The organism is Methylococcus sp. ANG (assembly GCF_040730495.1).
Lineage (GTDB): Bacteria > Pseudomonadota > Gammaproteobacteria > Methylococcales > Methylococcaceae > Methylococcus.
Map to the genome: position 1 here is coordinate 696,824 of NZ_CP160399.1, position 24,159 is coordinate 720,982.

Annotated in this window: 30 protein-coding genes; 17 read left to right on the forward strand and 13 right to left on the reverse strand. The window is 62.2% G+C overall.

Features of this window, described 5'->3' with window-relative positions; all coding sequences use genetic code 11:
- Positions 1-2 precede the first annotated feature (2 nt).
- On the reverse strand, positions 3-260 hold the full coding sequence (locus ABZN20_RS03290) for a class I SAM-dependent methyltransferase (protein ID WP_218806936.1): 258 nt from the start codon (positions 258-260) through the stop codon (positions 3-5).
- Positions 261-576: 316 nt separating this feature from the next.
- Entirely contained in the window at positions 577-1,254 is a 678-nt protein-coding gene (locus tag ABZN20_RS03295; protein WP_367026730.1) for an ArsR/SmtB family transcription factor, read from the reverse strand.
- A 168-nt stretch (positions 1,255-1,422) separates the two neighbouring features.
- Between ABZN20_RS03295 and ABZN20_RS03300 the strand changes: the two genes are divergently transcribed.
- The 4 genes from ABZN20_RS03300 to arsB are packed head-to-tail and all read left to right on the forward strand — an operon-like array spanning position 1,423 to position 3,866.
- Positions 1,423-1,764 (forward strand): ArsR/SmtB family transcription factor, encoded by a 342-nt coding sequence (locus tag ABZN20_RS03300; protein WP_218806934.1) that lies wholly within the window; start codon positions 1,423-1,425, stop codon positions 1,762-1,764.
- Entirely contained in the window at positions 1,761-2,258 is a 498-nt protein-coding gene (locus ABZN20_RS03305) for an arsenate reductase ArsC (protein WP_367026731.1), read from the forward strand. The genes ABZN20_RS03300 and ABZN20_RS03305 overlap by 4 nt, the downstream gene beginning before the upstream one ends.
- A 52-nt stretch (positions 2,259-2,310) precedes the next feature.
- Positions 2,311-2,799 carry an arsenate reductase ArsC gene (locus ABZN20_RS03310; protein ID WP_367026732.1) on the forward strand — a complete coding sequence of 163 codons (489 nt, stop codon included), beginning with the start codon at positions 2,311-2,313 and terminating at the stop codon, positions 2,797-2,799.
- The gene (gene arsB, locus ABZN20_RS03315; protein WP_367026733.1) at positions 2,796-3,866 is read left to right on the forward strand and encodes an ACR3 family arsenite efflux transporter; all 1,071 of its coding nucleotides are present in this window, start codon (positions 2,796-2,798) and stop codon (positions 3,864-3,866) included. Before ABZN20_RS03310 ends, arsB begins: the two co-directional genes overlap by 4 nt.
- 110 nt (positions 3,867-3,976) lie before the next feature.
- Here arsB and groL read toward each other — a convergent pair whose 3' ends face one another.
- Both groL and groES read right to left on the reverse strand, forming a co-directional pair.
- Positions 3,977-5,605 (reverse strand): chaperonin GroEL, encoded by a 1,629-nt coding sequence (gene groL / locus ABZN20_RS03320; RefSeq protein ID WP_367026734.1) that lies wholly within the window; start codon positions 5,603-5,605, stop codon positions 3,977-3,979.
- A gap of 49 nt (positions 5,606-5,654) precedes the next feature.
- The gene (gene groES, locus ABZN20_RS03325; RefSeq protein ID WP_367026735.1) at positions 5,655-5,945 is read right to left on the reverse strand and encodes a co-chaperone GroES; all 291 of its coding nucleotides are present in this window, start codon (positions 5,943-5,945) and stop codon (positions 5,655-5,657) included.
- A gap of 386 nt (positions 5,946-6,331) precedes the next feature.
- Here groES and ABZN20_RS03330 point away from each other — a divergent pair, with 386 nt between their 5' ends.
- Positions 6,332-7,765, forward strand: coding sequence for an IS1380 family transposase (locus ABZN20_RS03330; protein ID WP_367026736.1), 1,434 nt, complete (start codon positions 6,332-6,334; stop codon positions 7,763-7,765).
- A 356-nt stretch (positions 7,766-8,121) separates the two neighbouring features.
- On the opposite strand, the gene ABZN20_RS03335 is transcribed toward ABZN20_RS03330, so the two are convergent.
- On the reverse strand, positions 8,122-8,964 hold the full coding sequence (locus tag ABZN20_RS03335) for a hypothetical protein (protein WP_367026737.1): 843 nt from the start codon (positions 8,962-8,964) through the stop codon (positions 8,122-8,124).
- Positions 8,965-9,731: 767 nt separating this feature from the next.
- Complete coding sequence (gene ffh / locus ABZN20_RS03340) at positions 9,732-11,090, reverse strand: signal recognition particle protein (protein WP_218806929.1); 1,359 nt, start codon at positions 11,088-11,090, stop codon at positions 9,732-9,734.
- A 102-nt stretch (positions 11,091-11,192) separates the two neighbouring features.
- Between ffh and ABZN20_RS03345 the strand changes: the two genes are divergently transcribed.
- The 3 genes from ABZN20_RS03345 to ABZN20_RS03355 are packed head-to-tail and all read left to right on the forward strand — an operon-like array spanning position 11,193 to position 12,752.
- Entirely contained in the window at positions 11,193-12,014 is an 822-nt protein-coding gene (locus tag ABZN20_RS03345; protein WP_218806928.1) for a cytochrome C assembly family protein, read from the forward strand.
- A gap of 4 nt (positions 12,015-12,018) precedes the next feature.
- Positions 12,019-12,423, forward strand: a complete 405-nt coding sequence (locus ABZN20_RS03350; RefSeq protein ID WP_367026738.1) for a nucleotidyltransferase substrate binding protein — start codon at positions 12,019-12,021, stop codon at positions 12,421-12,423.
- Between the two features lie 2 nt (positions 12,424-12,425).
- Positions 12,426-12,752, forward strand: coding sequence for a nucleotidyltransferase domain-containing protein (locus ABZN20_RS03355; protein WP_367026739.1), 327 nt, complete (start codon positions 12,426-12,428; stop codon positions 12,750-12,752).
- Here ABZN20_RS03355 and ubiA read toward each other — a convergent pair.
- The 6 genes from ubiA to tusD all read right to left on the reverse strand — a co-directional run bounded on the left by ubiA (position 12,734) and on the right by tusD (position 15,595).
- On the reverse strand, positions 12,734-13,612 hold the full coding sequence (gene ubiA / locus ABZN20_RS03360) for a 4-hydroxybenzoate octaprenyltransferase (RefSeq protein WP_367026740.1): 879 nt from the start codon (positions 13,610-13,612) through the stop codon (positions 12,734-12,736). The two genes, ABZN20_RS03355 and ubiA, sit on opposite strands and share 19 nt — an antisense overlap.
- Complete coding sequence (locus ABZN20_RS03365; RefSeq protein WP_367026741.1) at positions 13,609-14,097, reverse strand: chorismate--pyruvate lyase family protein; 489 nt, start codon at positions 14,095-14,097, stop codon at positions 13,609-13,611. Before ABZN20_RS03365 ends, ubiA begins: the two co-directional genes overlap by 4 nt.
- A 142-nt stretch (positions 14,098-14,239) precedes the next feature.
- On the reverse strand, positions 14,240-14,563 hold the full coding sequence (locus ABZN20_RS03370; protein ID WP_367026742.1) for a TusE/DsrC/DsvC family sulfur relay protein: 324 nt from the start codon (positions 14,561-14,563) through the stop codon (positions 14,240-14,242).
- Positions 14,554-14,862 (reverse strand): sulfurtransferase complex subunit TusB, encoded by a 309-nt coding sequence (tusB, locus tag ABZN20_RS03375; RefSeq protein WP_218806925.1) that lies wholly within the window; start codon positions 14,860-14,862, stop codon positions 14,554-14,556. Before tusB ends, ABZN20_RS03370 begins: the two co-directional genes overlap by 10 nt.
- On the reverse strand, positions 14,859-15,227 hold the full coding sequence (gene tusC, locus ABZN20_RS03380) for a sulfurtransferase complex subunit TusC (protein WP_367026744.1): 369 nt from the start codon (positions 15,225-15,227) through the stop codon (positions 14,859-14,861). Before tusC ends, tusB begins: the two co-directional genes overlap by 4 nt.
- Positions 15,224-15,595, reverse strand: coding sequence for a sulfurtransferase complex subunit TusD (gene tusD / locus ABZN20_RS03385; RefSeq protein WP_367026745.1), 372 nt, complete (start codon positions 15,593-15,595; stop codon positions 15,224-15,226). Before tusD ends, tusC begins: the two co-directional genes overlap by 4 nt.
- Before the next feature lie 63 nt (positions 15,596-15,658).
- Between tusD and ABZN20_RS03390 the strand changes: the two genes are divergently transcribed.
- Positions 15,659-17,152: a M48 family metalloprotease gene (locus tag ABZN20_RS03390; RefSeq protein WP_367026746.1), complete on the forward strand. Its 1,494-nt coding sequence runs from the start codon at positions 15,659-15,661 to the stop codon at positions 17,150-17,152.
- 93 nt (positions 17,153-17,245) lie between these two features.
- The gene (locus tag ABZN20_RS03395) at positions 17,246-18,967 is read left to right on the forward strand and encodes a hypothetical protein (protein ID WP_367026747.1); all 1,722 of its coding nucleotides are present in this window, start codon (positions 17,246-17,248) and stop codon (positions 18,965-18,967) included.
- Here ABZN20_RS03395 and ABZN20_RS03400 read toward each other — a convergent pair.
- Positions 18,964-19,398 (reverse strand): mercury resistance transcriptional regulator MerR, encoded by a 435-nt coding sequence (locus tag ABZN20_RS03400; RefSeq protein WP_003131969.1) that lies wholly within the window; start codon positions 19,396-19,398, stop codon positions 18,964-18,966. The two genes, ABZN20_RS03395 and ABZN20_RS03400, sit on opposite strands and share 4 nt — an antisense overlap.
- Positions 19,399-19,469: 71 nt before the next feature.
- Here ABZN20_RS03400 and merT point away from each other — a divergent pair, with 71 nt between their 5' ends.
- From merT to ABZN20_RS03435, 7 genes are all read left to right on the forward strand, one after another.
- Complete coding sequence (merT, locus tag ABZN20_RS03405; protein WP_003131974.1) at positions 19,470-19,820, forward strand: mercuric ion transporter MerT; 351 nt, start codon at positions 19,470-19,472, stop codon at positions 19,818-19,820.
- Positions 19,821-19,832: 12 nt separating this feature from the next.
- A complete protein-coding gene (gene merP, locus ABZN20_RS03410; RefSeq protein ID WP_003131987.1) occupies positions 19,833-20,108 on the forward strand; it encodes a mercury resistance system periplasmic binding protein MerP in 276 nt (91 codons plus the stop codon).
- Between the two features lie 71 nt (positions 20,109-20,179).
- Positions 20,180-21,865 (forward strand): mercury(II) reductase, encoded by a 1,686-nt coding sequence (gene merA / locus ABZN20_RS03415; protein WP_003156770.1) that lies wholly within the window; start codon positions 20,180-20,182, stop codon positions 21,863-21,865.
- A 17-nt stretch (positions 21,866-21,882) separates the two neighbouring features.
- Complete coding sequence (gene merD, locus ABZN20_RS03420) at positions 21,883-22,248, forward strand: mercury resistance co-regulator MerD (RefSeq protein WP_000995360.1); 366 nt, start codon at positions 21,883-21,885, stop codon at positions 22,246-22,248.
- Positions 22,245-22,481 carry a broad-spectrum mercury transporter MerE gene (gene merE, locus ABZN20_RS03425; RefSeq protein WP_003132004.1) on the forward strand — a complete coding sequence of 79 codons (237 nt, stop codon included), beginning with the start codon at positions 22,245-22,247 and terminating at the stop codon, positions 22,479-22,481. The genes merD and merE overlap by 4 nt, the downstream gene beginning before the upstream one ends.
- Entirely contained in the window at positions 22,478-23,467 is a 990-nt protein-coding gene (locus ABZN20_RS03430; protein ID WP_003132006.1) for a DUF3330 domain-containing protein, read from the forward strand. The genes merE and ABZN20_RS03430 overlap by 4 nt, the downstream gene beginning before the upstream one ends.
- Positions 23,468-23,597: 130 nt before the next feature.
- On the forward strand, positions 23,598-24,158 hold the full coding sequence (locus ABZN20_RS03435) for a recombinase family protein (protein WP_003124096.1): 561 nt from the start codon (positions 23,598-23,600) through the stop codon (positions 24,156-24,158).
- The last annotated feature ends 1 nt before the right edge of the window (position 24,159 follow it).

The following is a 24,159-nucleotide window of genomic DNA, read 5'->3' on the forward strand; positions in this document are numbered from 1 at the left end:
GTTTAGCGCTTGGCGACCAAGCCAAAGTGATAAGGACAGGAAAAACTCAAATAGACTGTTTCAATTTCGATAAAACAGGCTTCTTTCATCCATACCCGGCATTGCTCACGGGTTGGACGAATCTCCAGCGATGGGCCGCGTGGAGTGGGAATGTCGCTACGCCAGTGGACGACCGATAACATTCCACCGTCCCGCAACGTCCGATAGGCTTCGCGCAACAAGCGCACGGGCTGTTCCAAGTGCAGCAGGTTGAAAATCATGGCGTGCGCCTGCGAGCGATCCTTGACACCTGTTCCATGCTCGACGAAATCCCGTGCCTCGGCCCGGATATTGGCTAGTTTGAATGTCTCAGCCTTTCAGCGAACGCATTCGACCATGGCCGGCTCAATATCGAAGGCGGTTAACAGCCCGTGTGCGGCGAGCGGCAGGTATTGTAAAGGTGCCATATCCGCAGCCGAATTCGATGATGTGTCCTTGGTGCGTATTCCGTTTCTCTCAACAACTGGCCAATGGCGGAGACAGGGTCAAAAAATGTTGCCCAATATTCCTCGTCAGGCATTCCACTTTCACGCCCTTTCATAGGAAGGAAACTCCGGGCAACTCGACCGGAAGCCCAGCGGCTTGCCATTCAGCTATACCATCGAGAATCTTGCTCGCGCGGTAGCCCCGAGCAATTAGTAAAGCCAAGGCTTTATCAGACAACAAGCAAAATGGCCCCCGGCAATAAGCGACAATTTCTCTGTCCCTCGGTAGCTCCGAAAGCCGCTGCTCAACCTCTTCCAACGGCATCGAACGAGCAAACGGCAGGTGAGCAGTTTCGTATTCATCGCGTGGACGTACATCGATGACGATAACCTCCCCGCGCCGCGCCTGTTCCAACAAGGTCTGGCGACTTACCGCAGCCAGTTTTGCTGGATCGGCGACCATCTGGCTCACTGCCACCTTCAATTCGAGCAAGTGCTCTTCGGCGACTTGTCGAAGACTCACCCAGAGGCCTGCGACATCGCTACCGGCAAGCCGATAAATGATGTATTTGCCTTCGCGCCGAGAGGTAACAAGGCGCGCTTCCTTCAGTGCCCGCAAGTGCGCACTGGTGAGTTTGATGTCTGTCGACAACTCGTTGGCCAGCATCTCAACAGCTTTTTCACCCTGTGCCAACAACTCCAATAACTCCAACCGTTTCGGACTGGAGACTGCTTTGCCGATGCGGGCGACCTGTTCGTACAAGACGTTTTTCAGTGCTCGGTTATTCATGCAAACACTCTACAGAATATTAGAATGAAAAGCAACGCGCGCTCGGGTCGGAGTCGGTATAGGTAAGCTCAGGCCGTTGCAGTCGCTATCAGCTGTTTAGCGTACGATATCTTCCGTTTCGTGAGGTGACCCCTTGCACGGCCCCTACATTTCGATAATCATAGAAACATGGAAGTTAAGTCCGTAGTCACTGCGCTTGCCGCTCTCGCCCAGGATTCCCGCCTGGCCGTGTTCCGTCTGCTGGTCCAGACCGGGCCGGGAGGCCTGTCCGCAGGCAGGATCTCGGAGGCGTTGGGAATTGCGCCCTCATCCTTGTCCTTCCACCTCAAAGAACTCGCCCATGCCGGTCTGATCAGGTCACGGCAGGAAAGCCGCTATGTCATCTATTCGGCCAATTTTCAGGCGATGAACGAGTTGATCGGCTTTTTGACCGAGAATTGTTGCAGCGGCGCCCCCTGCACGACATCGGTCTCGACGCGATGCGCAAGCGATCAGGAGACCCGTGAATGAGCGAGAGAACCTACAACGTGCTCTTTCTGTGTACCGGCAATTCGGCCCGCAGCATCATGGCGGAGGCGCTGCTCAACCATCTCGGCAAAGGCCGCTTCCGCGCCTTCAGTGCCGGCAGCCGCCCAACCGGCCGGGTCAATCCGCTGGCACTGAAACGGCTGGAAAAAGAAGGCATTCCCACGGATGGCGCGCGGAGCAAGAGCTGGGACGAGTTCGCCAGCCCCGGCGCGCCGCCGCTGGATTTCGTCATCACGGTCTGCGACAACGCCGCCGGCGAGGCGTGCCCGGCCTGGCCCGGCCAGCCCCTCACCGCCCATTGGGGGTTGCCCGATCCGGCAGCCGTCGAAGGTTCCGAGGGCGAAAGAAGGCTCGCGTTCGCCCAAGCCTTCGCGCTTCTCGAGCGGCGCATCAGATTGTTCACCGCCCTCAATCCCCTCAGCCTGGAACGGCTCGCCCTCGAGCGGAAGCTTCGCGAAATCGGACGCATGGGTTAGCGCAAGTTGGACGGAGATGGCATCTGCGGCATTTGAATCGAAGGAGACACTCATGAACCGAAAATTGATCAACGTGCTGGTGCTCTGCACCGGCAATTCCTGCCGCAGCATCCTCGGCGAGGCGCTGCTCAACCATCTCGGCGGAGACCGCCTCCGGGCCTGGAGCGCCGGTAGCCATCCGACCGGAAAGGTCAATCCCCATGCGCTGGAGGCCCTGCGCAGGCACGGCCTGCCTGCCGAGGGCTTGAGCAGCAAGTCCTGGGATGCCCTCGGCGACGTCGTATTCGACATCCTGATCACCGTCTGCGACGACGCGGCGGGCGAAACCTGCCCGGCCTACCTGGGTCAGGTCATCCGGGGCCATTGGGGGATGCCGGATCCGGCCAAGGCGACGGGCACGCTGGCGGAGATCGACGCGGTGTTCGACGCGACATTCGAAACCCTGGAAAACCGGGTGCGGGCCTTGCTGGCCCTGCCGATCGAACACATGAGCCCCGCCGAGCTTTCGGTGGAACTGGAACGCATCGGGAAAATAGCATGAAGAAAAAGCCCCGGCCGACTCGAATCGCGCCCAAGCGCATGAGTTTCTTCGACCGCTACCTCACCCTCTGGGTCGCGCTGTGCATGGGCGCCGGCGTCCTGCTCGGCAAGGCCGTGCCCGAACCCGTGGTGGCTCTGCGGGCGCTCGAACTCTCCCACATCAACTTGCCGATCGCCGGTCTCATCTGGCTGATGATCTATCCGATGATGCTGAAAGTGGATTTCGCCTCGGTGGTGAAAGTGGGCAGGAACCCCAGGGGCCTGATGGTGACACTGTTCGTCAACTGGCTGGTCAAGCCTTTCAGCATGGCACTGTTCGGCTGGCTGTTCTTCAAATACCTGTTCCTTCCATGGATCGGACCCGAGGCCGGCGACCAGTACCTGGCGGGCGTCATCATCCTCGCCGCCGCGCCCTGCACCGCGATGGTGTTCGTATGGAGCTACCTCACCGACGGCGATCCGGCCTACACCCTGATCCAGGTCGCGGTGAACGACCTCATCATGTTGCTGGCCTTCGTCCCCATCGTGAAATACCTGGTTTCGGGGGCCGCGGGGCTGGAAGTGCCGTTCGACGTCCTGTTCTATTCCGTTGTGGTGTTCATCGTGATACCGCTGGCCGCCGGCGTGCTGTCGCGGCTTTGGCTCTTGCGCAGCAAGGGCGCCGCCTGGTTCGATCAGGTGTTCCTGCCCCGGCTGCACCCAGTGGCGATCGGCGCCCTGTTGCTGACCCTGGTGCTGATCTTCGCCTTTCAGGCCGACAACATCACCGGCCGCTGGCTGCACGTCGCGCTGATCGCCGTGCCGATTCTGCTTCAGGTGTATTTCAATTCATCGCTGGTGTACGGCCTGATGCGCCTGTTCCGGGTGAATTACGCAGTGGCGGCGCCGGGAGCCCTGATCGGAGCCAGCAATTTCTTCGAACTGGCGGTGGCGACCGCGATCACCCTGTTCGGCCCGGAATCCGGGGCGGCTCTCGCCACCGTGGTGGGCGTGCTGGTCGAGGTGCCGGTGATGCTCTCGGTGTGCGCGGTATGCAACCGGACGCGGGGCTGGTTCGCCGGCGCATAAACGAAACCCCCGATCCCGCGCCATGACGGCGCGGGAACCGGGGGTTGCAGCGGAGACTTCCGCTTTCCTTGCGGTTTGGGGCCTCGGACGCTCCCCGAACCCGGCGTCGATTACATCATGTCGTCCATGCCGCCGCCTGCCGGCATGCCGCCCTTTTCCTTCTTGGGCATTTCCGCGACCATCGCTTCCGTGGTCAACATGAGGCCCGCGACGGAAGCCGCGTTCTGCAGGGCGGAACGGGTGACCTTGGTGGGGTCGAGGATGCCCATTTCGATCATGTCGCCGTATTCACCGGTGCCGGCGTTGTAGCCGAAAGTTCCGCTGCCCTCCTGGACTTTCGCGAGCACGACCGAAGGCTCCTCGCCGGCGTTGGCCACGATCTGGCGCAGCGGTTCCTCGATGGCCCGGCGCAGGATGGCGATGCCGACGGTCTGGTCGTGGTTCTTGCCCTGCAGCGTCTTCAGAACCTGCTGGGCGCGGATCAGCGCCACGCCGCCGCCCGGTACGATGCCTTCCTCGACGGCCGCGCGGGTGGCATGGAGTGCGTCCTCGACTCGAGCCTTCTTCTCCTTCATTTCGACCTCGGTCGCAGCGCCGACTTTGATGACGGCCACGCCGCCGGCCAGCTTGGCCACGCGCTCCTGCAGCTTCTCGCGGTCGTAGTCGGAGGTGGTGTCCTCGATCTGTTTGCGGATCTGCTCGACCCGGGCCTTGATGGCATCCGTGGAGCCGGCACCGTCGACGATCGTGGTGTTGTCCTTGTTGATCTGGATCTTCTTCGCTTGGCCCAGATCGGCGAGTTCGACCTTTTCCAGGCTCAGGCCCAGCTCCTCGGAAATCACCTGGCCGCCGGTCAGGATGGCGATGTCTTCCAGCATGGCTTTGCGGCGGTCGCCGAAACCGGGGGCTTTCACCGCGCAGACCTTGAGAATGCCGCGCATGTTGTTGACCACGAGGGTGGCCAGCGCCTCACCGTCCACGTCCTCGGCGATGATCAGCAGCGAGCGGCCGGACTTCGCGGTTTTCTCCAGCGCGGGCAGCAGGTCGCGGATGTTGGAGATCTTCTTGTCGTGCAGGAGGACGTAAGGATTCTCGAGTTCGACACCCATGGTGTCCTGCTGGTTGATGAAGTACGGCGACAGATAGCCGCGGTCGAACTGCATGCCTTCGACGACATCCAGCTCGTTCTGCAGGCCCGACCCCTCCTCGACCGTGATCACGCCTTCCTTGCCGACGGTATCCATGGCCTGGGCGATGATCTGGCCGATGCTTTCGTCGGAGTTTGCGGAGATGGTGCCGACCTGGGCGATGGCTTTGCTGTCGGTGCAGGGTTTGGACAGCTTCTTCAATTCCTCCACCACGACGCCGACCGCCTGGTCGATGCCGCGCTTGATGTCCATCGGATTGGCGCCGGCCGCAACCGATTTCAAGCCTTCGCGCACGATGGCCTGGGCCAGCACGGTCGCGGTGGTGGTGCCGTCACCGGCGACGTCGGAAGTCTTCGAAGCGACTTCCTTCACCATCTGTGCGCCCATGTTCTCGAACTTGTCCTTTAGCTCGATCTCCTTGGCGACGGACACGCCGTCCTTGGTCACGACCGGAGCGCCGAAGCTCTTCTCCAGAACGACGTTGCGCCCCTTCGGACCCAGGGTCTGCTTCACCGCATCGGCCAATACGTTCACGCCGGCCAGCATGCGGTGACGGGCATCGTCCGAAAAACGTACATCTTTTGCTGCCATCAGTTCATTCCTCCAGTGTTCAAATCAAAAGCTTGGCACAATCTAAAGATCAGGATTCGAGGACGCCCATGATGTCGTCTTCGCGGAGTATCAGGTACTCCGTGCCCTCGATCTTGATTTCGGTGCCGGAATACTTGCCGAAGAGCACCGCGTCGCCCGCCTTCACTTCCAGCGCGCGCACCTGACCGTTCTCAAGCACCTTGCCGGTGCCGACGGCGACGACTTCGCCCTTGATCGGCTTCTCCTTCGCGGTATCGGGGATCACGATGCCGCCCGGAGAGGTTTTCTCTTCTTCCCGGCGGACAACCACAACACGGTCATGCAAGGGACGGATTTTCATGATGACTTGGAACTCCTTACTATGTTGCTTCAACGAATTGTGCGAAATGCACGGGATTCAGCGGTTAGCACTCTCACTCGGGTGCTGCCAGCGATATAGAGACGTCAAACTTGGATTTCAAGTCTTGAGTTTCGGCGACTCACATCAGGGACCAAGAGAAGTCTCACGGAGATGTCGGCAAGGTGAGTGTGCCAGATGTGGGACAAAAAGGTGGAGTCGCGCGCACTGTGGAATCCGCCTTCCGACCGGCAATGTTGAATCCAAAGGTTCTAGCGGGGGGCGTCGGGTTGCCTGGAACCTGAATCCGTGCTCCCACCCTCTAAATAATTCATAACATATTGAATCCATTGTATAATTAGCCCATTTTCGATGTCACCCATTTGATCATGCCGCGCTTTAAAGTCAAGCAATCCAGCAAGCTGCAACTGACCTCGTATTCCGGCCTGGCGCTGATTGGCCAGTGCTGCCAGGCGGCGCAGGTGGAGGCGGTCATTGATCCGAAGATTCCGGTGTCGCAAGGCATGCGCACCTCGGACATCGTCAAGAGCGTGGTCGGGTTGTTGAGTCTGGGCAAGAGCGACTTCGAAGCCATCGAACCGTTTCGGGAGGACCGCTTCTTCAAGGAGTCGCTGGGGCTGACGAAGGTGCCCGGAGCCGTGTGGCTGCGCCAGCGTCTGAATGCCAAGGCGGAAGCCATCCGCGATCTGGCCGATGAGCTTTCCCTGAGGCTGCTGGAGCGAACCGAGGCGCCGATCACGCCGCACAAGGGCTATGTCTGCTGCGACATCGATACCTTCGCCATGGACAATAGTGGCACGAAGAAGGAAGCGGTGTCGCGCACCTATCAGGGCTTCGACGGTTACACGCCGATTGCCGCCTATCTCGGCAACGAAGGCTGGAACACCGGGCTGGAACTGAGGCCAGGGTCCCGCCACTCGGCGTTCGAGACGCACTACTTCTACGAGCGGCTGTTTCCGCGCATCGAACGCCTGGTCAAACCGGATCAGCCCGTGCTGCTGCGCGAGGACAGCGGTTTCGACGGCGCACAGCTCCTGTTCGCCAAGGCCGCGGAGCGAGACCGGCAAGCCGCGCTGGGGCGAAGCCTCGACTTCATCTGCAAGTGGAACCCCCGCAAGCAGGACAAGGCGGCCTGGGTGGCGCGCGCCGAGGACGCGGGCGCCTTTGCCGAGACTCGCCCCGGTAAGCGCGAGGCCCTCCTGTCGCTGGACATCGAGCGCGCCTGGCACAAGGAGAAGCGCTCCTTCCGCCTGGTCGCCAGGGTCGTCGAGCGCACCATCGACAAGAAGGGCCAACACCTGCTGGCCCCGGAGGTCGAACTGGAAGGCGGGTGGACGACGCTCTCCTGTTCCGCCGAGGAAGTGATCGAACTCTACCAGCACCACGGCATGCATGAGCAGTTCCACTCCGAGTTGTTCGGCTCCGCCGAATCCTTCGCTTCGCTCAGGACCGCCACTGCGTGGCGTCCTGCGCCCTTCGGGCTTGTCAAGACCGACCTCGACCTGGAACGGCTGCCCTCGGGCAAGTTCGACACCCACGACGTGATCCTGCATCTGGCGGCCTTCGCCTACAACTGCCTGCGTCTCTTGGGACAGATCGGCCTGACTGGCGAGATTGCGCCGATCCGTCATCCGGCCAAGCGCCGCCGCATCCGGACCGTGCTGCAGGAGATCAGGTACCGGGCGGCGAAGTTCGTCGCCCATGCCCGCCGGCTGATCCTCGATTTCGGTCGTGGCGTGGCGGCAAACGTAGCCGTGTTCGTGATGCTTCAGAATCGGCTGTGGGCGGCGGCGTCCGGATGACGGGAAATGCCTGCCGCACGCCTCGAATCCCTGATTCCGGAACCCCGGAAGGGACAGTCTCGCGCAGGGAGCGGAAAATGAGCTGACGATAAGCGCACGCCAAGCAGATTGGCCCCGAAACCCCGGTCGAATGTTCCCCGGATCGCCGGTAGCGAGGGCAAATCCCAAGGGAGAGCGCTCGAAATTCATGCGTTCAGGCCCGATGGGAAGGTGTAAGCCGAGGGGAACACGGATTCAGGATATACTATTGAAGTCCGAGCGGATTAGTAATTTCCTGACGAAATTACCGCCTAATGACTCCGGTCACCCTTCGCCTATAATTTGTTTTCGAACTGAAGGCGACCTGCTAATCATTGTCAGTTGATCGTTAGGGTGACATCTGAATTCGACAAGCCTTCATCGGTATTGATAACAATGCTCTGCCCTGGCCCAGACGGTTGATTAGCTGGAATAATTATTTGCAAAGATGTGTCACTTTCGACAACCGAGTAGTTTGATTCCGGCACAGGGTTACCACCAATCAATACCGAATTCAGTAAGTAAAAATTTGTGCCTGTTACGGTAATTACATCACCTGGTCTTGCGGAAAGCGTACTTACCCCTGTTACGGATGGTGGGGCAAGCTGGGTCTGATTGAACGGAAGCGGGACGACTGACATTATCGCGAGGGACAAGAATTGGACGGGGTCGGGTTCCTTAAAACCGGACCAGTCACGATAGATCTGTTCCGTTGTAATTGTAAGGTAGCTGATCGACGTCTGACCTGCCTCGTACGAATCGAATGGTACGGCCCATATCCAGTTCTGTGTGTAACTGTACGACTTTCCGTTAAGGCCCTTCTTTTCTTCTTTTGTGATTGTCTTCCAGATCGGCATTCCCGCTTCCGGTCTTCCTTGATATTTGATCTGTGTCGGGGCAACCGTAGTGCTGGTGGAGTTAGAAATAGTTAATCCTGCCATGGCAGTAAGAATATTGCCGGCATTATATCCGGCGGTGGCTCCCGTCGAAAAGCTTACTCCACTGGTATACGTCGTAGCGTTCTGCGTTGTGCCCGGAGCCGCCTGTATTATGATGGAGCGAAAGGGAGCTACCAATTGGTTAACGGCGTATGTAACGTCCTTGATTAATTTGGGGGAACTTCCCTTTGAATTGGCAATTGTCACCCACTGTTGTACATAGTAATAATCTACGTTAGACACGAAAGAGCGTGCTGCCCATGCCTCGTTCAGTACCTGCAGAGCACTGCCTTCCTTGTTGGTGACCCACTGGTCCGTCGAGTTCGAAAGACGGCCTCAAGCCAATCGACCGTTCGCGAGTCCGCCTTTCTATCCGCCCTTTTCATTATGTGGGTTCGGAGTGTGGACGTCCTGCAACAGGTAGGGGCGGCTTCTTCGCGTACCGCCAACAGGGAGATTTTGCCGCTAAGCCTGGAGTTCTTGCCAAGCGGAATAGGCAGGCTCCGGCTCAGAATAGCGCGTAGGTGCTCCGCGTCTTCGGCATCGGCATCCGCGATAGCGACACTGAGGCCAAGGCCGTATGCTTCCCGAGCAAGCCTAGTTAGTTCGGGGACCTCCAAGTCCTTGCTGCCGAGAACGACCCCCCCTGCGCCAACTTGTAGCGAGACGGTCGGGGCCGATTCGGCCGAAAAGGGCGTCAGATTGAAACGCTCGCCGAGAAGCTTGTTTAGGCGTCTCGGTACGTGCGGAGCGACATAAATGGTGGCAAGTCCGGCCGCTGCGGCATCTGGGCTCAATGGTCCGATCGAGACCAGCAGAACGGCGGCAAGCGATAGAGAAAAATGGCCCTGCGGATTCCGTGCACGAACGTTCATTGGATGCCGCCCCCATGGCTGGAAGTTTGGCAGCCAGCCTACCTTCCGGCGGTTACAGGAACGTTACCCCATCGCTGCGAAAACGTCGGGCCGTGGTATCGGAACGGCAAAGGGCAAAGTGTCGCCGGCCCGTTTTCAGAACGGCATCCGGCGGCCCATCTGGCCTTTCATGCCCTTCATCATGTTCATGATGTTGCCGCCCTTGAGCTTCTTCATCATTTTCTGCATCTGCTCGTGCTGCTTGAGCATGCGGTTCAAGTCCTGCACGTCGGTGCCTGAGCCCAGGGTGATGCGGCGTTTGCGGGAGGGATTGATGACGTCCGGGTCGGAGCGTTCGCCGGGGGTCATGGAGTCGATCATGGCCAACTGCTGGTACATCTCCTTATCGTTGATCTTGTCCTTGACGTGCTGAGGCACGTTGCCCACGCCCGGCAGCTTGTCCAGCATGGCGGCGAGGCCGCCCATGTTCTTGAGCTGCAGCAACTGGTCGCGGTAGTCGTTGAGGTCGAAACGCCGGCCTTTGTGGATCTTCTTGGCGAGCTTTTCGGCCTTGGCCTTGTCCATGGTGCGCTCGACGTCCTCGATCAGCGAGAGCACGTCGCCCATGCCGAGGATACGCGATGCCACGCGGTCGGGATGGAACATCTCCAGCGCCGCGGTCTTCTCGCCCACGCCCATGAACTTGATCGGCTTGCCGGTGATGTGGCGGATCGACAGCGCCGCGCCGCCGCGGGCGTCGCCGTCGGTCTTGGTCAGGATGACGCCGGTCAGCGGCAGCGCGTCGTGGAAGGCCTTGGCGGTGTTGGCGGCGTCCTGACCGGTCATGCTGTCCACCACGAACAGGGTCTCGATCGGTTGGATCGCGGCGTGCACGGCCTTGATTTCGCCCATCATCTCCTCGTCGATGTGGAGACGCCCGGCGGTGTCGATGATGACCACGTCGACGTAGCGTTTCTTGGCATGCTCGATGGCGCGGCGAGCGATGTCCACCGGCTGCTCGCTGGCGTCGCTGGGGAAGAATTCGGCCTTGACTTCGCCGGCCAGGGTCTCGAGCTGCTGGATGGCGGCCGGACGGTAGACGTCGGCGCTGGCCACCAGTACGGACTTGCGCAGGTTCTCCTTGATCCAGCGCGCCAGCTTGGCGACGGTGGTGGTCTTGCCCGCCCCCTGCAGACCCGCCATCAGGATCACGGCCGGCGGCTGGGTGGCCAGATTCAGTTTCTCGTTGGCCTTGCCCATGATCGTCACCAGTTCTTCGTTGACGATCTTGATCATGGCCTGGCCGGGGGTGAGGCTCTTCTGGACTTCCTGGCCCAGCGCCCGCGCCTTCACCTGTTCGATGAAGTCCTTGACCACCGGCAGTGCGACGTCGGCTTCGAGCAGCGCCTGGCGCACTTCGCGCAGGGCGTCCTGGATGTTGGCTTCGGTCAAACGCCCCTGGCCGCGCAGTTTGCGCAAGGAGTCGGAAAGGCGGTCGGTCAGATTGTCGAACATGGCTGGTTTCCTGATCTTGTAGCTCGGATGCCGGGGTGGTCCCCTCGGCTTCAAACAGACCGCGCATTATGCCAGACTACGCCCCGGAGGACATGACCCCGTATGCATTCCGCGATCTTCGCCGTCACCGCGATCCTGGCCTATCTCGCCGCCGCCGCATCCATCTACCAGTCGTTGCGTACAGATTACCTTTCCCCGCTGGAAACGCGGCGTCAGAAAGGGGCTACCCTGGTGTTCGGCTTTCTCGCAATCGGCTGCCATGCATTGACGCTTTCCACGCTGTTCGACGCCGAAGGAGACCTCAACGTCGGTTTTCTGAATACCCTGTCCGCCGCGGCCTGGATGATCGCTACCGTGCTGCTGGCCGGAGCCTTGTTCAGACCGGTGGAGAAACTCGGCATCGTGGTGTTTCCGATGGCCGCCCTGATTCTGGCCCTGAAGCTCTCAATGCCCGAGAGCGCGCACTTCCTGAAGAACCATTCTCTGGAGATGCGCTTGCACATCGTAGTGTCGATGCTGGCCTACAGCTTTCTCAACATCGCCGCCCTGCAGGCCATCGTACTGGCCGTCCAGGACTGGCGGCTCAAGACCCACCACGCCAGCGGGTTCGTGCGATCGCTGCCGCCCCTCCAGACCATGGAAAAACTGCTGTTCCAACTGATTGGCGCCGGATTCGTCCTGCTCAGCGTGTCCCTGGTAACCGGATTCCTGTTCGTCGAAAACCTGTTCGCCCAGCATCTGGCCCACAAGACCGTCTTGTCCATCGCCGCCTGGGGGGTGTTTGCCGCGTTGCTCAGCGGGCGCCGGTTCCGCGGCTGGCGCGGCCGGACCGCCATCCGCTGGACCCTGGGCGGTTTCGCCGCGTTGATGCTGGCCTATTTCGGCAGCAAGATGGTGCTGGAGCTGGTGCTGCACCGGGTATGAGCCTATGAGTCAGGAGGACGTTCGCTGGCGGCAACGGTTCCGTCAGTTTGAAAAGGCCTTCCTGCTGCTGCAGGAGGCAAATGAGATCGAACGGCCTTCGATAGTGGAACGCGCGGGGCTGATTCAGTTCTTCGGAATGGCTTTCGAACTCGGCTGGAAGCTGCTGAAGGACTTCGAGGAGGCAGAGGGTTTCGCGCCGAAGAGCCCCCGGGACGCGATCAAGCAAGCCTTTCAAGCCAGCTTCATCAGCCAGGGACACGAGTGGCTGGAAGCCCTGGAAGACCGGAATCTGACCACGCATACCTACAATGAAAGTACCGCGGTGCTGGTGGAACAAAAGATACGCTCGACGTATTTCCCTTGTCTGGAGCGGTTGTACCGGGATTTCCGGGCTAGGCTTGACGGATAGCGATGCCGTACGGACTGCGCGACTCCGACCTCGCCCTCATCGTCGATGCCATCGAGGCATTTCCGGAAATCGAGCGCGTGCTGTTGTTCGGTTCGCGCGCCGAGGGCAATTTCAAGACGGGCTCGGACGTCGACCTGGCGATCCAGGGCAAAGCCGTCGGCCATGAATCCGCCGTGCGCCTCGCGGGGGTGCTGAACGAAGAAAAGCCCTTACCGTACTATTTCGATGTGCTCGATTACGCCGCCATCACCGAACCCGGACTGCTCGAGCACATCGACCGCGTCGGCATCGTGATCTACGAACGGCCAGCTCAGTCGGCCCACGCATAGTCTGCGAGCAATCCGGCGAACACCGCCGCACCGAACCAGTGATTATTGAGGAAGGCGCGGAAGCACTTGGGCTTCTCCCGCCGGAAAATCAGGACCTGCTGGTAAACCGAGAACCCCGCCGCCGCGGCCAGCCCCAGCGCGTAGGGCCCGCCCAGGCCTAAGTAGCGGCCGATGCCGAACAGGATCGCCAGCATGGCGATCTGCAGGGCGCCGATGATTTCGCGGTCATGCTTTCCGAACAGGATCGCGGTCGACTTGATCCCGATCTTCAGATCGTCCTCCCGGTCCACCATGGCGTACATGGTGTCGTAGATCAGCGCCCACAGCACCGTCGCCGCGTACAGCGCCCAGGCCACGGCCGGAATCGAGCCGGTCTGGGCGGCGAAAGCCATGGGAATGGCCCAGCCGAAGGCTAGGCCGAGATAGGCCTGGGGCAGATGGGTATAGCGTTTGGTGAAGGGGTAAGAGGCGGCCAGGAACGCGCCCGGCACCGACAGGGCGATGGTCAGGCCGTTCATCGTCAGCACCAGCGCGAAGGCCGTCAGGCACAGAACCACGAACAGGATCAGAGCCTCCTTCGGCGTCACCTCCCCCGCCGCGATCGGCCGCAGCCGGGTGCGTTCGACGTGCGGGTCGAAATCGCGGTCGGCGTAGTCGTTGATGACGCAGCCCGCCGCCCGCATCAACACCACGCCGAGCACGATCACGGTCGCCACGCCCGGAGCGGGGTGTCCCTGTCCGGCGATCCACAGCGCCCACAGCGCGGGCCAGAGCAGCAGGAAGATGCCGATGGGCTTGTCGAAGCGCATCAAGCGCCAGTAGGCATCGGCACGCGATTCGAGCGAAGGCGGGACGTTCATACGGACTCCGTGGCGGAAAGCACGGCGGGAAGGAAGAATTCGGCGACCAGCAAGGGCCTTCCCCCAATCGAATAGAGCGAGCGCCGGCCCCACACCGTTGCTGCCGGTTCCAGGCCGGCACGAACGTCAGGGCGCCATTGACGGATCCCGACCCGCGCCGCCTCCAGGCCCTGGCGCCGCAGACGCCGGGAGGCGAACAGGATTTCCCCCAGGGGGCGATTCCCAAGGCGCGTCAGCCGACGTCCGGCACCCTTGAGGGTTTGCACCGGGAGGACGCTGCGGGCTAGAACCAAAGGCCGTTCGCCGGATCTGAGCTCGACTTCGCGCACCAGCGCGCGGCGGCCGGACCGGAGTTTCAGCAGCAAAGCCTCGTCCGGAAAGGGATGGGCGAAGCCCTGGCGGATCACTCGGACATTGAAACGGGCGCCGCACGCGGCCTTCAGTCGCCGGGTCAGGGAGCCGCTTTCGAACACCCAGGATTCCATGGACCGCGGCATCGCCGGGCCGCAGCCCCGATGCGCATTACGGAATTTCGGCAGGGAAGAGAAAAGTTTGCTCCTGGAATACAAGGCGTGCGCTCGGTGGAAAAAGACGCCGGATTTTAGCAGACCGCGCCCTAGGGCCACCTTACAGGCAGCCGGGCGGTTTGGGCAGGCCGGCGATCAGGCACGCCTGCTTGAGCGGCCCGCCGGGAAACAGGCCGTGCAGATAACGGTTGTTGCCTTTGGCTTCCCCCAGCGCTTTCCGGACCGCCTTCACGAACAGGCGGGCGTTCGGCAGATGATCGAAGCGGCGATGGTAGTCCCGGGTAAAGCGGACGATCTCCCAGTGCGCCTCGGTCAGGCGGATGCCGATCGTTTCGGCGAGGCGTTCCGCCGTACCTTCGTCCCAGGACTGCGAATCCAGCAGGAAACCGTCGGCGTCGAGCCGCAAGGACTGATTCACGTCCATGTCAGCGAAAGCTCGTGGCGCGCCGCGAGCTCGACGAAGCCGTCATAGCCCACCCGGCCGAGCGATGGCAGCAGGCTCGATGCGCGAAGACCGCGGGCGTCGAGATCCGGCGCCAGCACGCGGATGTCCAGACGCGCCGCCGCCTCAACGACTTCATCCGAGAATCGGCAGCCGGCCAGAGCGCCGTAGACGCCGTTTTCCAGCAGGAGCACGGCGTCGGCATCCCCCGCCCGGGCCAGGCAACGGCTGAGGGCGGCGCTCTCGAAGGGCGAGGCATTGACCAGATGCAGCACGCTCATCCGCAACCCACAGCGACATCGTGGCCGGCGATCCAGCCCGGAACCTCGCTCCGCGCCAGCAGCCGCACCGGCAAGACCAGCCCATCCGGCGACAGCGCCCGCTCGGCGAGCGATTCGTGTTCCGCCGCGACTTCGCGGACGTCGTAGAACTCCAGGGTTTGCAGCAGCGGCGCCAACGGGCGAAGCCCCGCGCCTTCGGGGATATGAGCCGCCTGCAACTGCCACACGCCGTCGTCGAGGAACAGGACGTCCACGGGATGATCGAATGCCGCGACCGCCAGCAACTGGTCCACCACCTCGGCGTTGCGACCGCCGCAAAAAGGCGGCTGCCGCACCACGAACACGAAACTCTTGGGATGATTCATGCGGCGAAGGTGAGTACCCGGTCCGCTTTCAGGCAGGCGTCCACCCACTGGCCGAGACCTCCGACACGGAAACCCGGCGCCAGCAGTCCTTCGTCCTTTCCGTCCGTGGAAACCAAACCCCGGCGCTGGGCCGCGGAAACGCACAGGACCAGATCCAGGCCGGTTTCACGCGCCAGGGCGCTCCAGCGGGCGGAGAGATCGTCTTCGCCGGCAAACGATGAAACTTGTGCATTGCAGACGCCGTCATAGTAAAAGAACACCAGCGGGATACGGTGGCCGTTCGCCAGCGCGGCTTTGATAAACTGATACGCGGTGTTCGCCGCCTGAGCCTCGCGAGGGCTCGCATTGATCTGTATGACGAATTTCATGATCACCGCTCCCGCCGCGAACCGCTTCAACCCCGTTTCCGCCCCACAATTCCAATCGCTTTCATGACGCCTCCCCGCCCCCGCCGACCCGCCTGCCTGCCGTCCCGAGCGGCAACCGCCATACTGACGGTTTCCCTGATTGCCGCCTCTCTTCCCGCGGCCAGCGAACCGCTCAACCTCGAGCTGCCGGACATGGGCGACTCCACCGGCACGCTGTTCACGCCCCAGCAGGAAAAAGCGCTGGGCGAAGCGTTTTACCGGAATCTGCACCTCCAGGTACAGATCAACGAAGACCCGGAAGTCACCGACTATATCCAGGCGCTGGGGCGGAAGCTGGTGGAAAACAGCGACACCCCGGGGCAGCCCTTTCACTTCTTCGTCGTCAACCAGCCGGTCATCAACGCGTTCGCCGGCCCCGGCGGCTACATCGGTGTCAACTCGGGCCTGATCCTCACGACCGAAAGCGAAAGCGAGCTGGCCTCGGTGCTCGGACACGAAATCGCGCACATCACCCAGCGCCACCTCTACGAAGCATTCCAGGCCGCCGGCCGGATGTCGCTGCCGACCGCGGCGGCCATGCTGGCCGGCGTGCTGCTGGGCGCCGGAACCGGCTCCAGCCAGTTGGGCCAGGCCGCGGTCATCGCCGCCTCGGCGGCCAGCCAGCAGATGCAGATCAATTTTACCCGAGACAATGAAGCGGAAGCCGACCGGGTGGGCATGAAAATCCTCTCCGGCTCGAACTTCGACCCGCGTGCGATGCCCACCTTCTTCGAGCGGATGCAGCAATCCACCCGCTTCTCCACCGGCCGCAGTACCCCGGAATTTCTCCTGACCCACCCGGTCACCATGTCCCGTATCGCCGACACCCGTGGGCGGGCCGAACAATACGCCTACAAGCAGTATCCCGACTCTTTCAGCTACCAGATCATCCGGGCCAAGCTGCACGTGCAAACGACCCACAACCCTCAGGAAAGCGTCAGCTATTTCACCGCGATTTCCGACGTCGGCACCCGCCAGCAGCAGGACGTGGCCCATTACGGCCTGGCTTTGGCGCTGATCGCCCAGGGCAAAATCGGCCAGGGCCGGCCCATGCTCCAGGAGCTCATCCGCCGCTATCCCGAGCAGTCGCAATTCTACAACGCGCTCGCCGACGCCGAGCGCGAAGCCAAGAACTATCCCGCCGCCCTCGCCACCTACGAGGAAGCCCTGAAGCGCTTCCCCGGCAACCGCGCGCTCAGCCTGAACTACGCCCAGACCCTGGTCCGGTCCGGTAAACCCGCGGAGGCACGCAAGCGGCTGCAGGAGTACCTGCTCCGGTTCCCGGCAACGCCGGAAGTGTACGAGCTGCTGGCGCAGGCCCACTCCCAGCTCGGCAACGAAGCGGAATCCCACCGCTACCTGGCCGAAGCCTATTACGCCGACGGCCAGACCCGCAACGCGATCCTGCACCTCAAGCTGGCGCAGAGAGCGCCGGGCCGCGACTTCCAGACCGACTCGGCGATCGAGGAGCGGCTCAAGGAACTGCTCGAAGAGCAAAAGGAAGAAAGGAGAAAGTAGGCGCTCATGATGCCGACGTCGTTTCGTGGCATCATGAGGAACCCCCGTTCGCCTTGACGTTGTTCATGACACTTTTTTGTGAAGAGCATATCCATGAACCGCGACAACTCACTCATCCTCATCTCCCTCAGGAGTAACGTACCGCTGCTCGCCGTGCTGCTGGCAGCCAGCGTCAATGTGTTTGCCGAGGGCCACCCCGGTCATACCCACGGTCACGGAGAGGCGGGGCATCTTCCGGCGGCAGCCGTGGCGGCTTCTGACTATGTCGACACCGAACCGCCCCTTTGGAGCAACCTCGGTACGCTGAGCTACAAGATAAAGACCCGTGACAAGCTGGCCCAGCGCTACTTCGACCAGGGTCTGCGCCTCACCTACGCGTTCAATCACCTGGAAGCCCAGCGCGCCTTTCGCAGGGCACAGAAGCTCGATCCAAGCTGCGCGATGTGCTTCTGGGGCGAGGCCTTGGTACTCGGCCCCAACATCAACGCCCCCATGGAACCCGCCGCCATCGGCCCGGCCGGCTCAGCGATCGGGCAGGCCAAGACACTCGCCAGGCGAGGGAATCGCAAGGAACGGGCTTTGATCGAGGCGCTCGCCAAGCGCTACCCCGGAAATTCCGAAACCGGCCGCAAGCCCCTGGACCAAGCCTATGCCGACGCCATGGGCAAGCTTTATCGGCGCCATCCCAAGGATGACGAGATTGCCGTGCTTTACGCGGAAAGCCTCATGGACCTTTCGCCCTGGGACTATTGGGAAGAAAACGGGCACACACCGAAGGGCCGCACGGCGGAAATCCTGCAGGTATTGGAACGGGTGCTGGCGCGGAATCCCGACCATCCCGGCGCGATCCATTACTACATCCACATGGTGGAAGGCTCCGACCGGCCCGAACGGGCCGAAGCCCATGCGGACCGGCTTACGCGGCTGATGCCCGGCGCCGGCCACATGGTGCACATGCCCGGCCACCTGTATTACCGCCTGGGCCGCTACCGCGACGCGTTGGAAGCCAATCGCGCCGCCATCGCCGCGGACGAGGCGTATCTGAAGGAAACCGGCGCCAAGGGCATCTATGCGCTCGCCTATTATCCCCACAACGTGCATTTCCTGATGGTGTCGGCGCAGATGGCCGGTGACGGCGCAATGGCTTTGGACACGGCGGGCAAGCTCGCCGCAGTCATCGCCGACGACGCCGTCCGGACCGTACCCTGGGCGCAGCCCATCAAGGCGGCGCCGTATCTCGCCCAGGCCCAATTCGGCACGCCGGAGGCCGTATCGAAGCTGGCCGATCCCGGTTCGGAGTTTCCTTACGTCCAGGCCATGTGGCGCTATGCCCGGGGAGTAGCGGCGGCGCGCCAGGCGGCCGTTCAGGAGGCCCAGGCGGAGCTCGACGCTTTGTTGCAACTGGGAACAAAGGCGGACTTTTCAGCGCTGTCCGCCGCCGGAGTGCCGGCGCCGGATCTGGTCCGCATCGCCGGTGAAGTCCTCCGCGCCCGCATCGCCCAGGCACGGGGCGAATCCGCGGAAGCCATTGCCGCCTTCGAGCGGGCGGCGGCACAGCAGGAAAGACTGCCCTACATGGAACCGCCTTACTGGTACTACCCCGTGCGCCGCTCGCTGGGCGCCTTGAAATTCCTGGGGGGAGACCTCGCGGGCGCCGAGCGTGACCTGCGCGCCTCGCTCGAACAGGCTCCGAACGACGCCTGGGCGCTTTGGGCCCTCGCGGAAGTGCAGCGAAAACGCGGGGATATGGCCGCGGCAACGGAAACGCAGCGCATCCTGGGGTCGTCTCAGAAAACGGAAAATAAAGCACGCTAAGGCATAGCCGAACCTGCCAAGCTTGCTCCACCCTGTAGTGACGCGATCAGCGGGCAGGAAACGTTCCCCCTTCGCGCATGGCAGGCGCACACCAACTCAGACAGCACGGCCTCCATGCGCGCCAGGTCAGCCATTTTCTCGCGCACGTCCTTGAGCTTGTGCTCGGCCAGACTGCTGGCTTCCTCGCAATGGGTGCCATCCTCCAGCCGCAGCAGCTCGGCGATCTCATCCAGGCTGAAGCCCAGCCGCTGGGCTGATTTCACGAAGCGCACCCGCGTTACATCCGCCTCGCCATAGCGGCGGATGCTGCCATAGGGCTTGTCAGGCTCCAGCAACAAGCCCTTGCGCTGATAGAAACGGATGGTCTCCACATTGACCCCGGCCGCCTTGGCGAAAACGCCAATGGTCAGGTTCTCCAAATTGTTTTCCATATCGCTTGACTCCGTACATGAGTACGGAAGTAAGGTTACGCTATCCAATTTCAATTCGAAAGGACAAGCGCATGTCTGAACCAAAAACCGGGCGCGGCGCGCTCTTCACTGGAGGGCTTGCCGCCATCCTCGCCTCGGCTTGCTGCCTCGGGCCGTTGGTTCTGATCGCCTTGGGGTTCAGCGGCGCTTGGATCGGCAACTTGGCGGTGTTGGAACCCTATCGCCCCATCTTTATCGGCGTGGCGCTGGTGGCGTTGTTCTTCGCCTGGCGGCGCATCTACCGGCAGGCAGCGGCCTGCAAACCGGGTGAGGTCTGCGCGATTCCCCAAGTGCGAGCTACTTACAAGCTCATTTTCTGGATCGTGGCCGCGCTGGTTCTGGTCGCGCTCGGATTTCCCTACGTCATGCCATTTTTCTACTGATCGGAGTTCACCATGAAGAAACTGTTTGCCTCCCTCGCCCTCGCCGCCGTTGTTGCCCCCGTCTGGGCCGCCACCCAGACCGTCACGCTGTCCGTACCGGGCATGACCTGCTCCGCCTGCCCGATCACTGTCAAGAAGGCGATTTCCAAGGTCGAAGGCGTCAGCAAAGTTGACGTGACTTTCGAGACACGCCAAGCGGTCGTCACCTTCGACGATGCCAAGACCAGCGTGCAGAAGCTGACCAAGGCAACCGCAGACGCGGGCTATCCGTCCAGCGTCAAGCAGTGAGTCACTGAAAACGGCACCGCAGCACAACGGACGTCATTGTCTGGCGCCACAAACGATAAAGGATCTGTTGCATGACCCATCTAAAAATCACCGGCATGACTTGCGACTCGTGCGCGGCGCACGTCAAGGAAGCGCTGGAAAAAGTGCCAGGCGTGCAGTCGGCGCTGGTGTCCTATCCGAAGGGCACAGCGCAACTCGCCATCGTGCCGGGCACATCGCCGGACGCGCTGACTGCCGCCGTGGCCGGACTGGGCTACAAGGCAACGCTAGCCGATGCGCCACTGGCGGACAACCGCGTCGGACTGCTCGACAAGGTGCGGGGATGGATGGCCGCCGCCGAAAAGCACAGTGGCAACGAGCCCCCGGTGCAGGTAGCGGTCATTGGCAGCGGTGGAGCCGCGATGGCGGCGGCGCTGAAGGCCGTCGAGCAAGGCGCGCAGGTCACGCTGATCGAGCGCGGCACCATCGGCGGCACCTGCGTCAATGTCGGCTGTGTGCCGTCCAAGATCATGATCCGCGCCGCCCACATCGCCCATCTGCGCCGGGAAAGCCCGTTCGATGGCGGTATTGCGGCAACTGTGCCTACGATTGACCGCAGTAAGCTGCTGGCCCAGCAGCAGGCCCGCGTCGACGAACTGCGGCACGCCAAGTACGAAGGCATCCTGGGCGGTAATCCGGCCATCACCGTTGTGCACGGTGAGGCGCGCTTCAAGGACGACCAGAGCCTTACCGTCCGTTTGAACGAGGGTGGCGAGCGCGTCGTGATGTTCGACCGCTGCCTGGTCGCCACGGGTGCCAGCCCGGCGGTCCCGCCGATTCCGGGCTTGAAAGAGTCACCCTACTGGACTTCCACCGAGGCCCTGGCGAGCGACACCATTCCCGAACGCCTTGCCGTAATCGGCTCGTCGGTGGTGGCGCTGGAGCTGGCGCAAGCCTTTGCCCGGCTGGGCAGCAAGGTCACGGTCCTGGCGCGCAATACCTTGTTCTTCCGTGAAGACCCGGCCATCGGCGAGGCGGTGACAGCCGCTTTCCGTGCCGAGGGCATCGAGGTGCTGGAGCACACGCAAGCCAGCCAGGTCGCCCATATGGACGGTGAATTCGTGCTGACCACCACGCACGGTGAATTGCGCGCCGACAAACTGCTGGTTGCCACCGGTCGGACACCGAACACGCGCAGCCTCGCGCTGGACGCAGCGGGGGTCACTGTCAATGCGCAAGGTGCCATCGTCATCGACCAAGGCATGCGCACGAGCAACCCGAACATCTACGCGGCCGGCGACTGCACCGACCAGCCGCAGTTCGTCTATGTGGCGGCAGCGGCCGGCACCCGTGCCGCGATCAACATGACCGGCGGCGATGCGGCGCTCGACCTGACCGCAATGCCGGCCGTGGTGTTCACCGATCCGCAAGTGGCGACCGTGGGCTACAGCGAGGCGGAAGCCCACCACGACGGGATCGAGACCGACAGCCGCACCTTGACCTTGGACAACGTGCCGCGTGCGCTCGCCAACTTCGACACACGCGGCTTCATCAAGTTGGTTATCGAGGAAGGCAGCCATCGGCTGATCGGCGTACAGGCGGTCGCGCCGGAAGCGGGTGAACTGATCCAGACGGCGGCTCTGGCCATTCGCAACCGCATGACGGTGCAGGAACTGGCCGACCAGTTGTTCCCCTACCTGACGATGGTCGAGGGGTTGAAGCTCGCGGCGCAGACCTTCAACAAGGATGTGAAGCAGCTTTCCTGCTGCGCCGGGTGAGAAAAAGGAGGTGTTCAATGAACGCCTACACGGTGTCCCGGCTGGCTCTTGATGCCGGGGTGAGCGTGCATATCGTGCGCGACTACCTGCTGCGCGGATTGCTGCGCCCGGTGGCGTGCACACCAGGCGGCTACGGCTTGTTCGATGACGCCGCCTTGCAACGGCTGTGCTTCGTGCGGGCGGCCTTCGAGGCGGGCATCGGCCTCGACGCGCTGGCGCGGCTGTGCCGGGCGCTGGATGCGGCGGACGGCGACGAAGCGGCCGCGCAGCTTGCCCTGCTGCGTCAGTTCGTCGAGCGTCGGCGCGAAGCGTTGGCCGATCTGGAAGTGCAGTTGGCCACCCTGCCGACCGAGCCGGCACAGCACGCGGAGAGTCTGCCATGAACAACCCCGAGCGCTTGCCGTCCGAGACGCACAAACCGATCACCGGCTACCTGTGGGGCGGACTGGCTGTGCTGACTTGCCCCTGCCACCTGCCCATCCTCGCTGTCGTGCTGGCCGGCACAACCGCCGGTGCTTTCCTCGGCGAGCATTGGGTCATCGCGGCGCTCGGTTTGACCGGCCTGTTCCTTCTGTCCCTGTCGCGGGCGTTGCGGGCATTCAGGGAAAGAGAATGAGCGCTTTCCGGCCGGATGGATGGACGACGCCGGAACTGGCCCAAGCGGTCGAGCGCGGGCAGCTTGAACTGCACTACCAGCCCGTCGTCGATCTGCGCAGTGGTGGGATTGTCGGCGCGGAAGCCCTGTTGCGCTGGCGTCATCCGACGCTTGGACTATTGCCACCGGGCCAGTTCCTGCCCGTGGTCGAATCGTCCGGCCTGATGCCTGAAATCGGCGCTTGGGTGCTGGGCGAAGCCTGCCGCCAGATGCGTGACTGGCGAATGCTGGCATGGCGACCGTTCCGGCTGGCCGTCAATGTTTCGGCGAGCCAAGTGGGACCGGACTTCGACGGGTGGGTAAAGGGCGTGCTGGCTGATGCCGAGTTGCCCGCCGAGTATCTCGAAATCGAGCTGACCGAATCGGTCGCGTTTGGTGATCCGGCGATCTTCCCCGCCCTGGACGCCTTGCGGCAGATCGGTGTGCGCTTCGCCGCCGATGACTTCGGGACGGGGTATTCCTGTCTGCAACATCTGAAGTGCTGCCCAATCAGCACGCTCAAGATCGACCAATCGTTTGTCGCCGGGCTCGCCAACGACCGCCGCGACCAAACCATCGTGCACACCGTGATTCAGCTTGCGCACGGGCTGGGCATGGATGTGGTGGCTGAAGGCGTGGAAACATCGGCGAGTCTTGATCTATTGCGACAAGCGGACTGCGACACAGGACAAGGCTTCCTGTTCGCGAAGCCAATGCCGGCGGCGGCATTCGCCGTCTTCGTCAGTCAATGGAGGGGTGCCACCATGAATGCAAGTGACTCGACCACCACCAGTTGCTGCGTGTGCTGCAAGGAAATCCCGCTCGATGCCGCCTTCACCCCGGAAGGCGCGGAATACGTCGAGCACTTCTGCGGGTTGGAGTGTTATCAACGCTTCGAAGCGCGTGCCAAGACAGGGAACGAAACCGATGCCGATCCGAACGCCTGCGACTCGCTACCGTCAGATTGAGGCATACCCTAACTTGGCGTCAGACCATCCGGCGCTAAATCGTCAGAATAGAGTTGCCTTCCGAATTGATTGACATACGCCGTCAAGGGTCATAGATTTCTTCCTGACACATTTCCCTCAGGAGGATACCTTGCACGGTCAGCGCATCGGTTACGTCCGCGTCAGCAGCTTCGACCAGAACCCAGAACGGCAGCTCGAACAGATCCAGGTGGATAAAGTGTTCACCGACAAGGCGTCGGGCAAGGACACACGGCGGCCCGAACTGGAACGGCTGCTCGCCTTCGTGCGCGAAGGCGACACGGTCGTGGTGCACAGCATGGATCGTCTGGCGCGCAACCTCGACGACCTGCGCCGCCTGGTGCAGGGCCTCACCCAGCGCGGCGTACGCATCGAGTTCCTTAAGGAGCATTTGACCTTCACCGGCGAGGACTCGCCGATGGCGAACCTGATGCTGTCGGTAATGGGCGCGTTCGCCGAGTTCGAACGCGCCTTGATCCGCGAGCGGCAGCGCGAGGGCATCGCGCTCGCCAAGCAGCGCGGGGCCTACCGTGGCAGGAAGAAATCCCTGTCGTCTGAGCGTATTGCCGAACTGCGCCAACGTGTCGAGGCTGGCGAGCAAAAGACCAAGCTGGCTCGTGAATTCGGAATCAGTCGCGAAACCCTGTATCAATACTTGAGAACGGATCAGTAAA

Excerpts from the sequence above, each read along its gene's own strand:
- ABZN20_RS03290 (WP_218806936.1), bottom strand. The coding sequence starts at position 260 with ATGATTTTCAACCTGCTGCACTTGGAACAGCCCGTGCGCTTGTTGCGC.
- ABZN20_RS03295 (WP_367026730.1), bottom strand. The coding sequence starts at position 1,254 with ATGAATAACCGAGCACTGAAAAACGTCTTGTACGAACAGGTCGCCCGC.
- ABZN20_RS03300 (WP_218806934.1), top strand. The coding sequence starts at position 1,423 with ATGGAAGTTAAGTCCGTAGTCACTGCGCTTGCCGCTCTCGCCCAGGAT.
- ABZN20_RS03305 (WP_367026731.1), top strand. The coding sequence starts at position 1,761 with ATGAGCGAGAGAACCTACAACGTGCTCTTTCTGTGTACCGGCAATTCG.
- ABZN20_RS03310 (WP_367026732.1), top strand. The coding sequence starts at position 2,311 with ATGAACCGAAAATTGATCAACGTGCTGGTGCTCTGCACCGGCAATTCC.
- arsB (WP_367026733.1), top strand. The coding sequence starts at position 2,796 with ATGAAGAAAAAGCCCCGGCCGACTCGAATCGCGCCCAAGCGCATGAGT.
- groL (WP_367026734.1), bottom strand. The coding sequence starts at position 5,605 with ATGGCAGCAAAAGATGTACGTTTTTCGGACGATGCCCGTCACCGCATG.
- groES (WP_367026735.1), bottom strand. The coding sequence starts at position 5,945 with ATGAAAATCCGTCCCTTGCATGACCGTGTTGTGGTTGTCCGCCGGGAA.
- ABZN20_RS03330 (WP_367026736.1), top strand. The coding sequence starts at position 6,332 with ATGCCGCGCTTTAAAGTCAAGCAATCCAGCAAGCTGCAACTGACCTCG.
- ffh (WP_218806929.1), bottom strand. The coding sequence starts at position 11,090 with ATGTTCGACAATCTGACCGACCGCCTTTCCGACTCCTTGCGCAAACTG.
- ABZN20_RS03345 (WP_218806928.1), top strand. The coding sequence starts at position 11,193 with ATGCATTCCGCGATCTTCGCCGTCACCGCGATCCTGGCCTATCTCGCC.
- ABZN20_RS03350 (WP_367026738.1), top strand. The coding sequence starts at position 12,019 with ATGAGTCAGGAGGACGTTCGCTGGCGGCAACGGTTCCGTCAGTTTGAA.
- ABZN20_RS03355 (WP_367026739.1), top strand. The coding sequence starts at position 12,426 with ATGCCGTACGGACTGCGCGACTCCGACCTCGCCCTCATCGTCGATGCC.
- ubiA (WP_367026740.1), bottom strand. The coding sequence starts at position 13,612 with ATGAACGTCCCGCCTTCGCTCGAATCGCGTGCCGATGCCTACTGGCGC.
- ABZN20_RS03365 (WP_367026741.1), bottom strand. The coding sequence starts at position 14,097 with ATGGAATCCTGGGTGTTCGAAAGCGGCTCCCTGACCCGGCGACTGAAG.
- ABZN20_RS03370 (WP_367026742.1), bottom strand. The coding sequence starts at position 14,563 with ATGGACGTGAATCAGTCCTTGCGGCTCGACGCCGACGGTTTCCTGCTG.
- tusB (WP_218806925.1), bottom strand. The coding sequence starts at position 14,862 with ATGAGCGTGCTGCATCTGGTCAATGCCTCGCCCTTCGAGAGCGCCGCC.
- tusC (WP_367026744.1), bottom strand. The coding sequence starts at position 15,227 with ATGAATCATCCCAAGAGTTTCGTGTTCGTGGTGCGGCAGCCGCCTTTT.
- tusD (WP_367026745.1), bottom strand. The coding sequence starts at position 15,595 with ATGAAATTCGTCATACAGATCAATGCGAGCCCTCGCGAGGCTCAGGCG.
- ABZN20_RS03390 (WP_367026746.1), top strand. The coding sequence starts at position 15,659 with ATGACGCCTCCCCGCCCCCGCCGACCCGCCTGCCTGCCGTCCCGAGCG.
- ABZN20_RS03395 (WP_367026747.1), top strand. The coding sequence starts at position 17,246 with ATGAACCGCGACAACTCACTCATCCTCATCTCCCTCAGGAGTAACGTA.
- ABZN20_RS03400 (WP_003131969.1), bottom strand. The coding sequence starts at position 19,398 with ATGGAAAACAATTTGGAGAACCTGACCATTGGCGTTTTCGCCAAGGCG.
- merT (WP_003131974.1), top strand. The coding sequence starts at position 19,470 with ATGTCTGAACCAAAAACCGGGCGCGGCGCGCTCTTCACTGGAGGGCTT.
- merP (WP_003131987.1), top strand. The coding sequence starts at position 19,833 with ATGAAGAAACTGTTTGCCTCCCTCGCCCTCGCCGCCGTTGTTGCCCCC.
- merA (WP_003156770.1), top strand. The coding sequence starts at position 20,180 with ATGACCCATCTAAAAATCACCGGCATGACTTGCGACTCGTGCGCGGCG.
- merD (WP_000995360.1), top strand. The coding sequence starts at position 21,883 with ATGAACGCCTACACGGTGTCCCGGCTGGCTCTTGATGCCGGGGTGAGC.
- merE (WP_003132004.1), top strand. The coding sequence starts at position 22,245 with ATGAACAACCCCGAGCGCTTGCCGTCCGAGACGCACAAACCGATCACC.
- ABZN20_RS03430 (WP_003132006.1), top strand. The coding sequence starts at position 22,478 with ATGAGCGCTTTCCGGCCGGATGGATGGACGACGCCGGAACTGGCCCAA.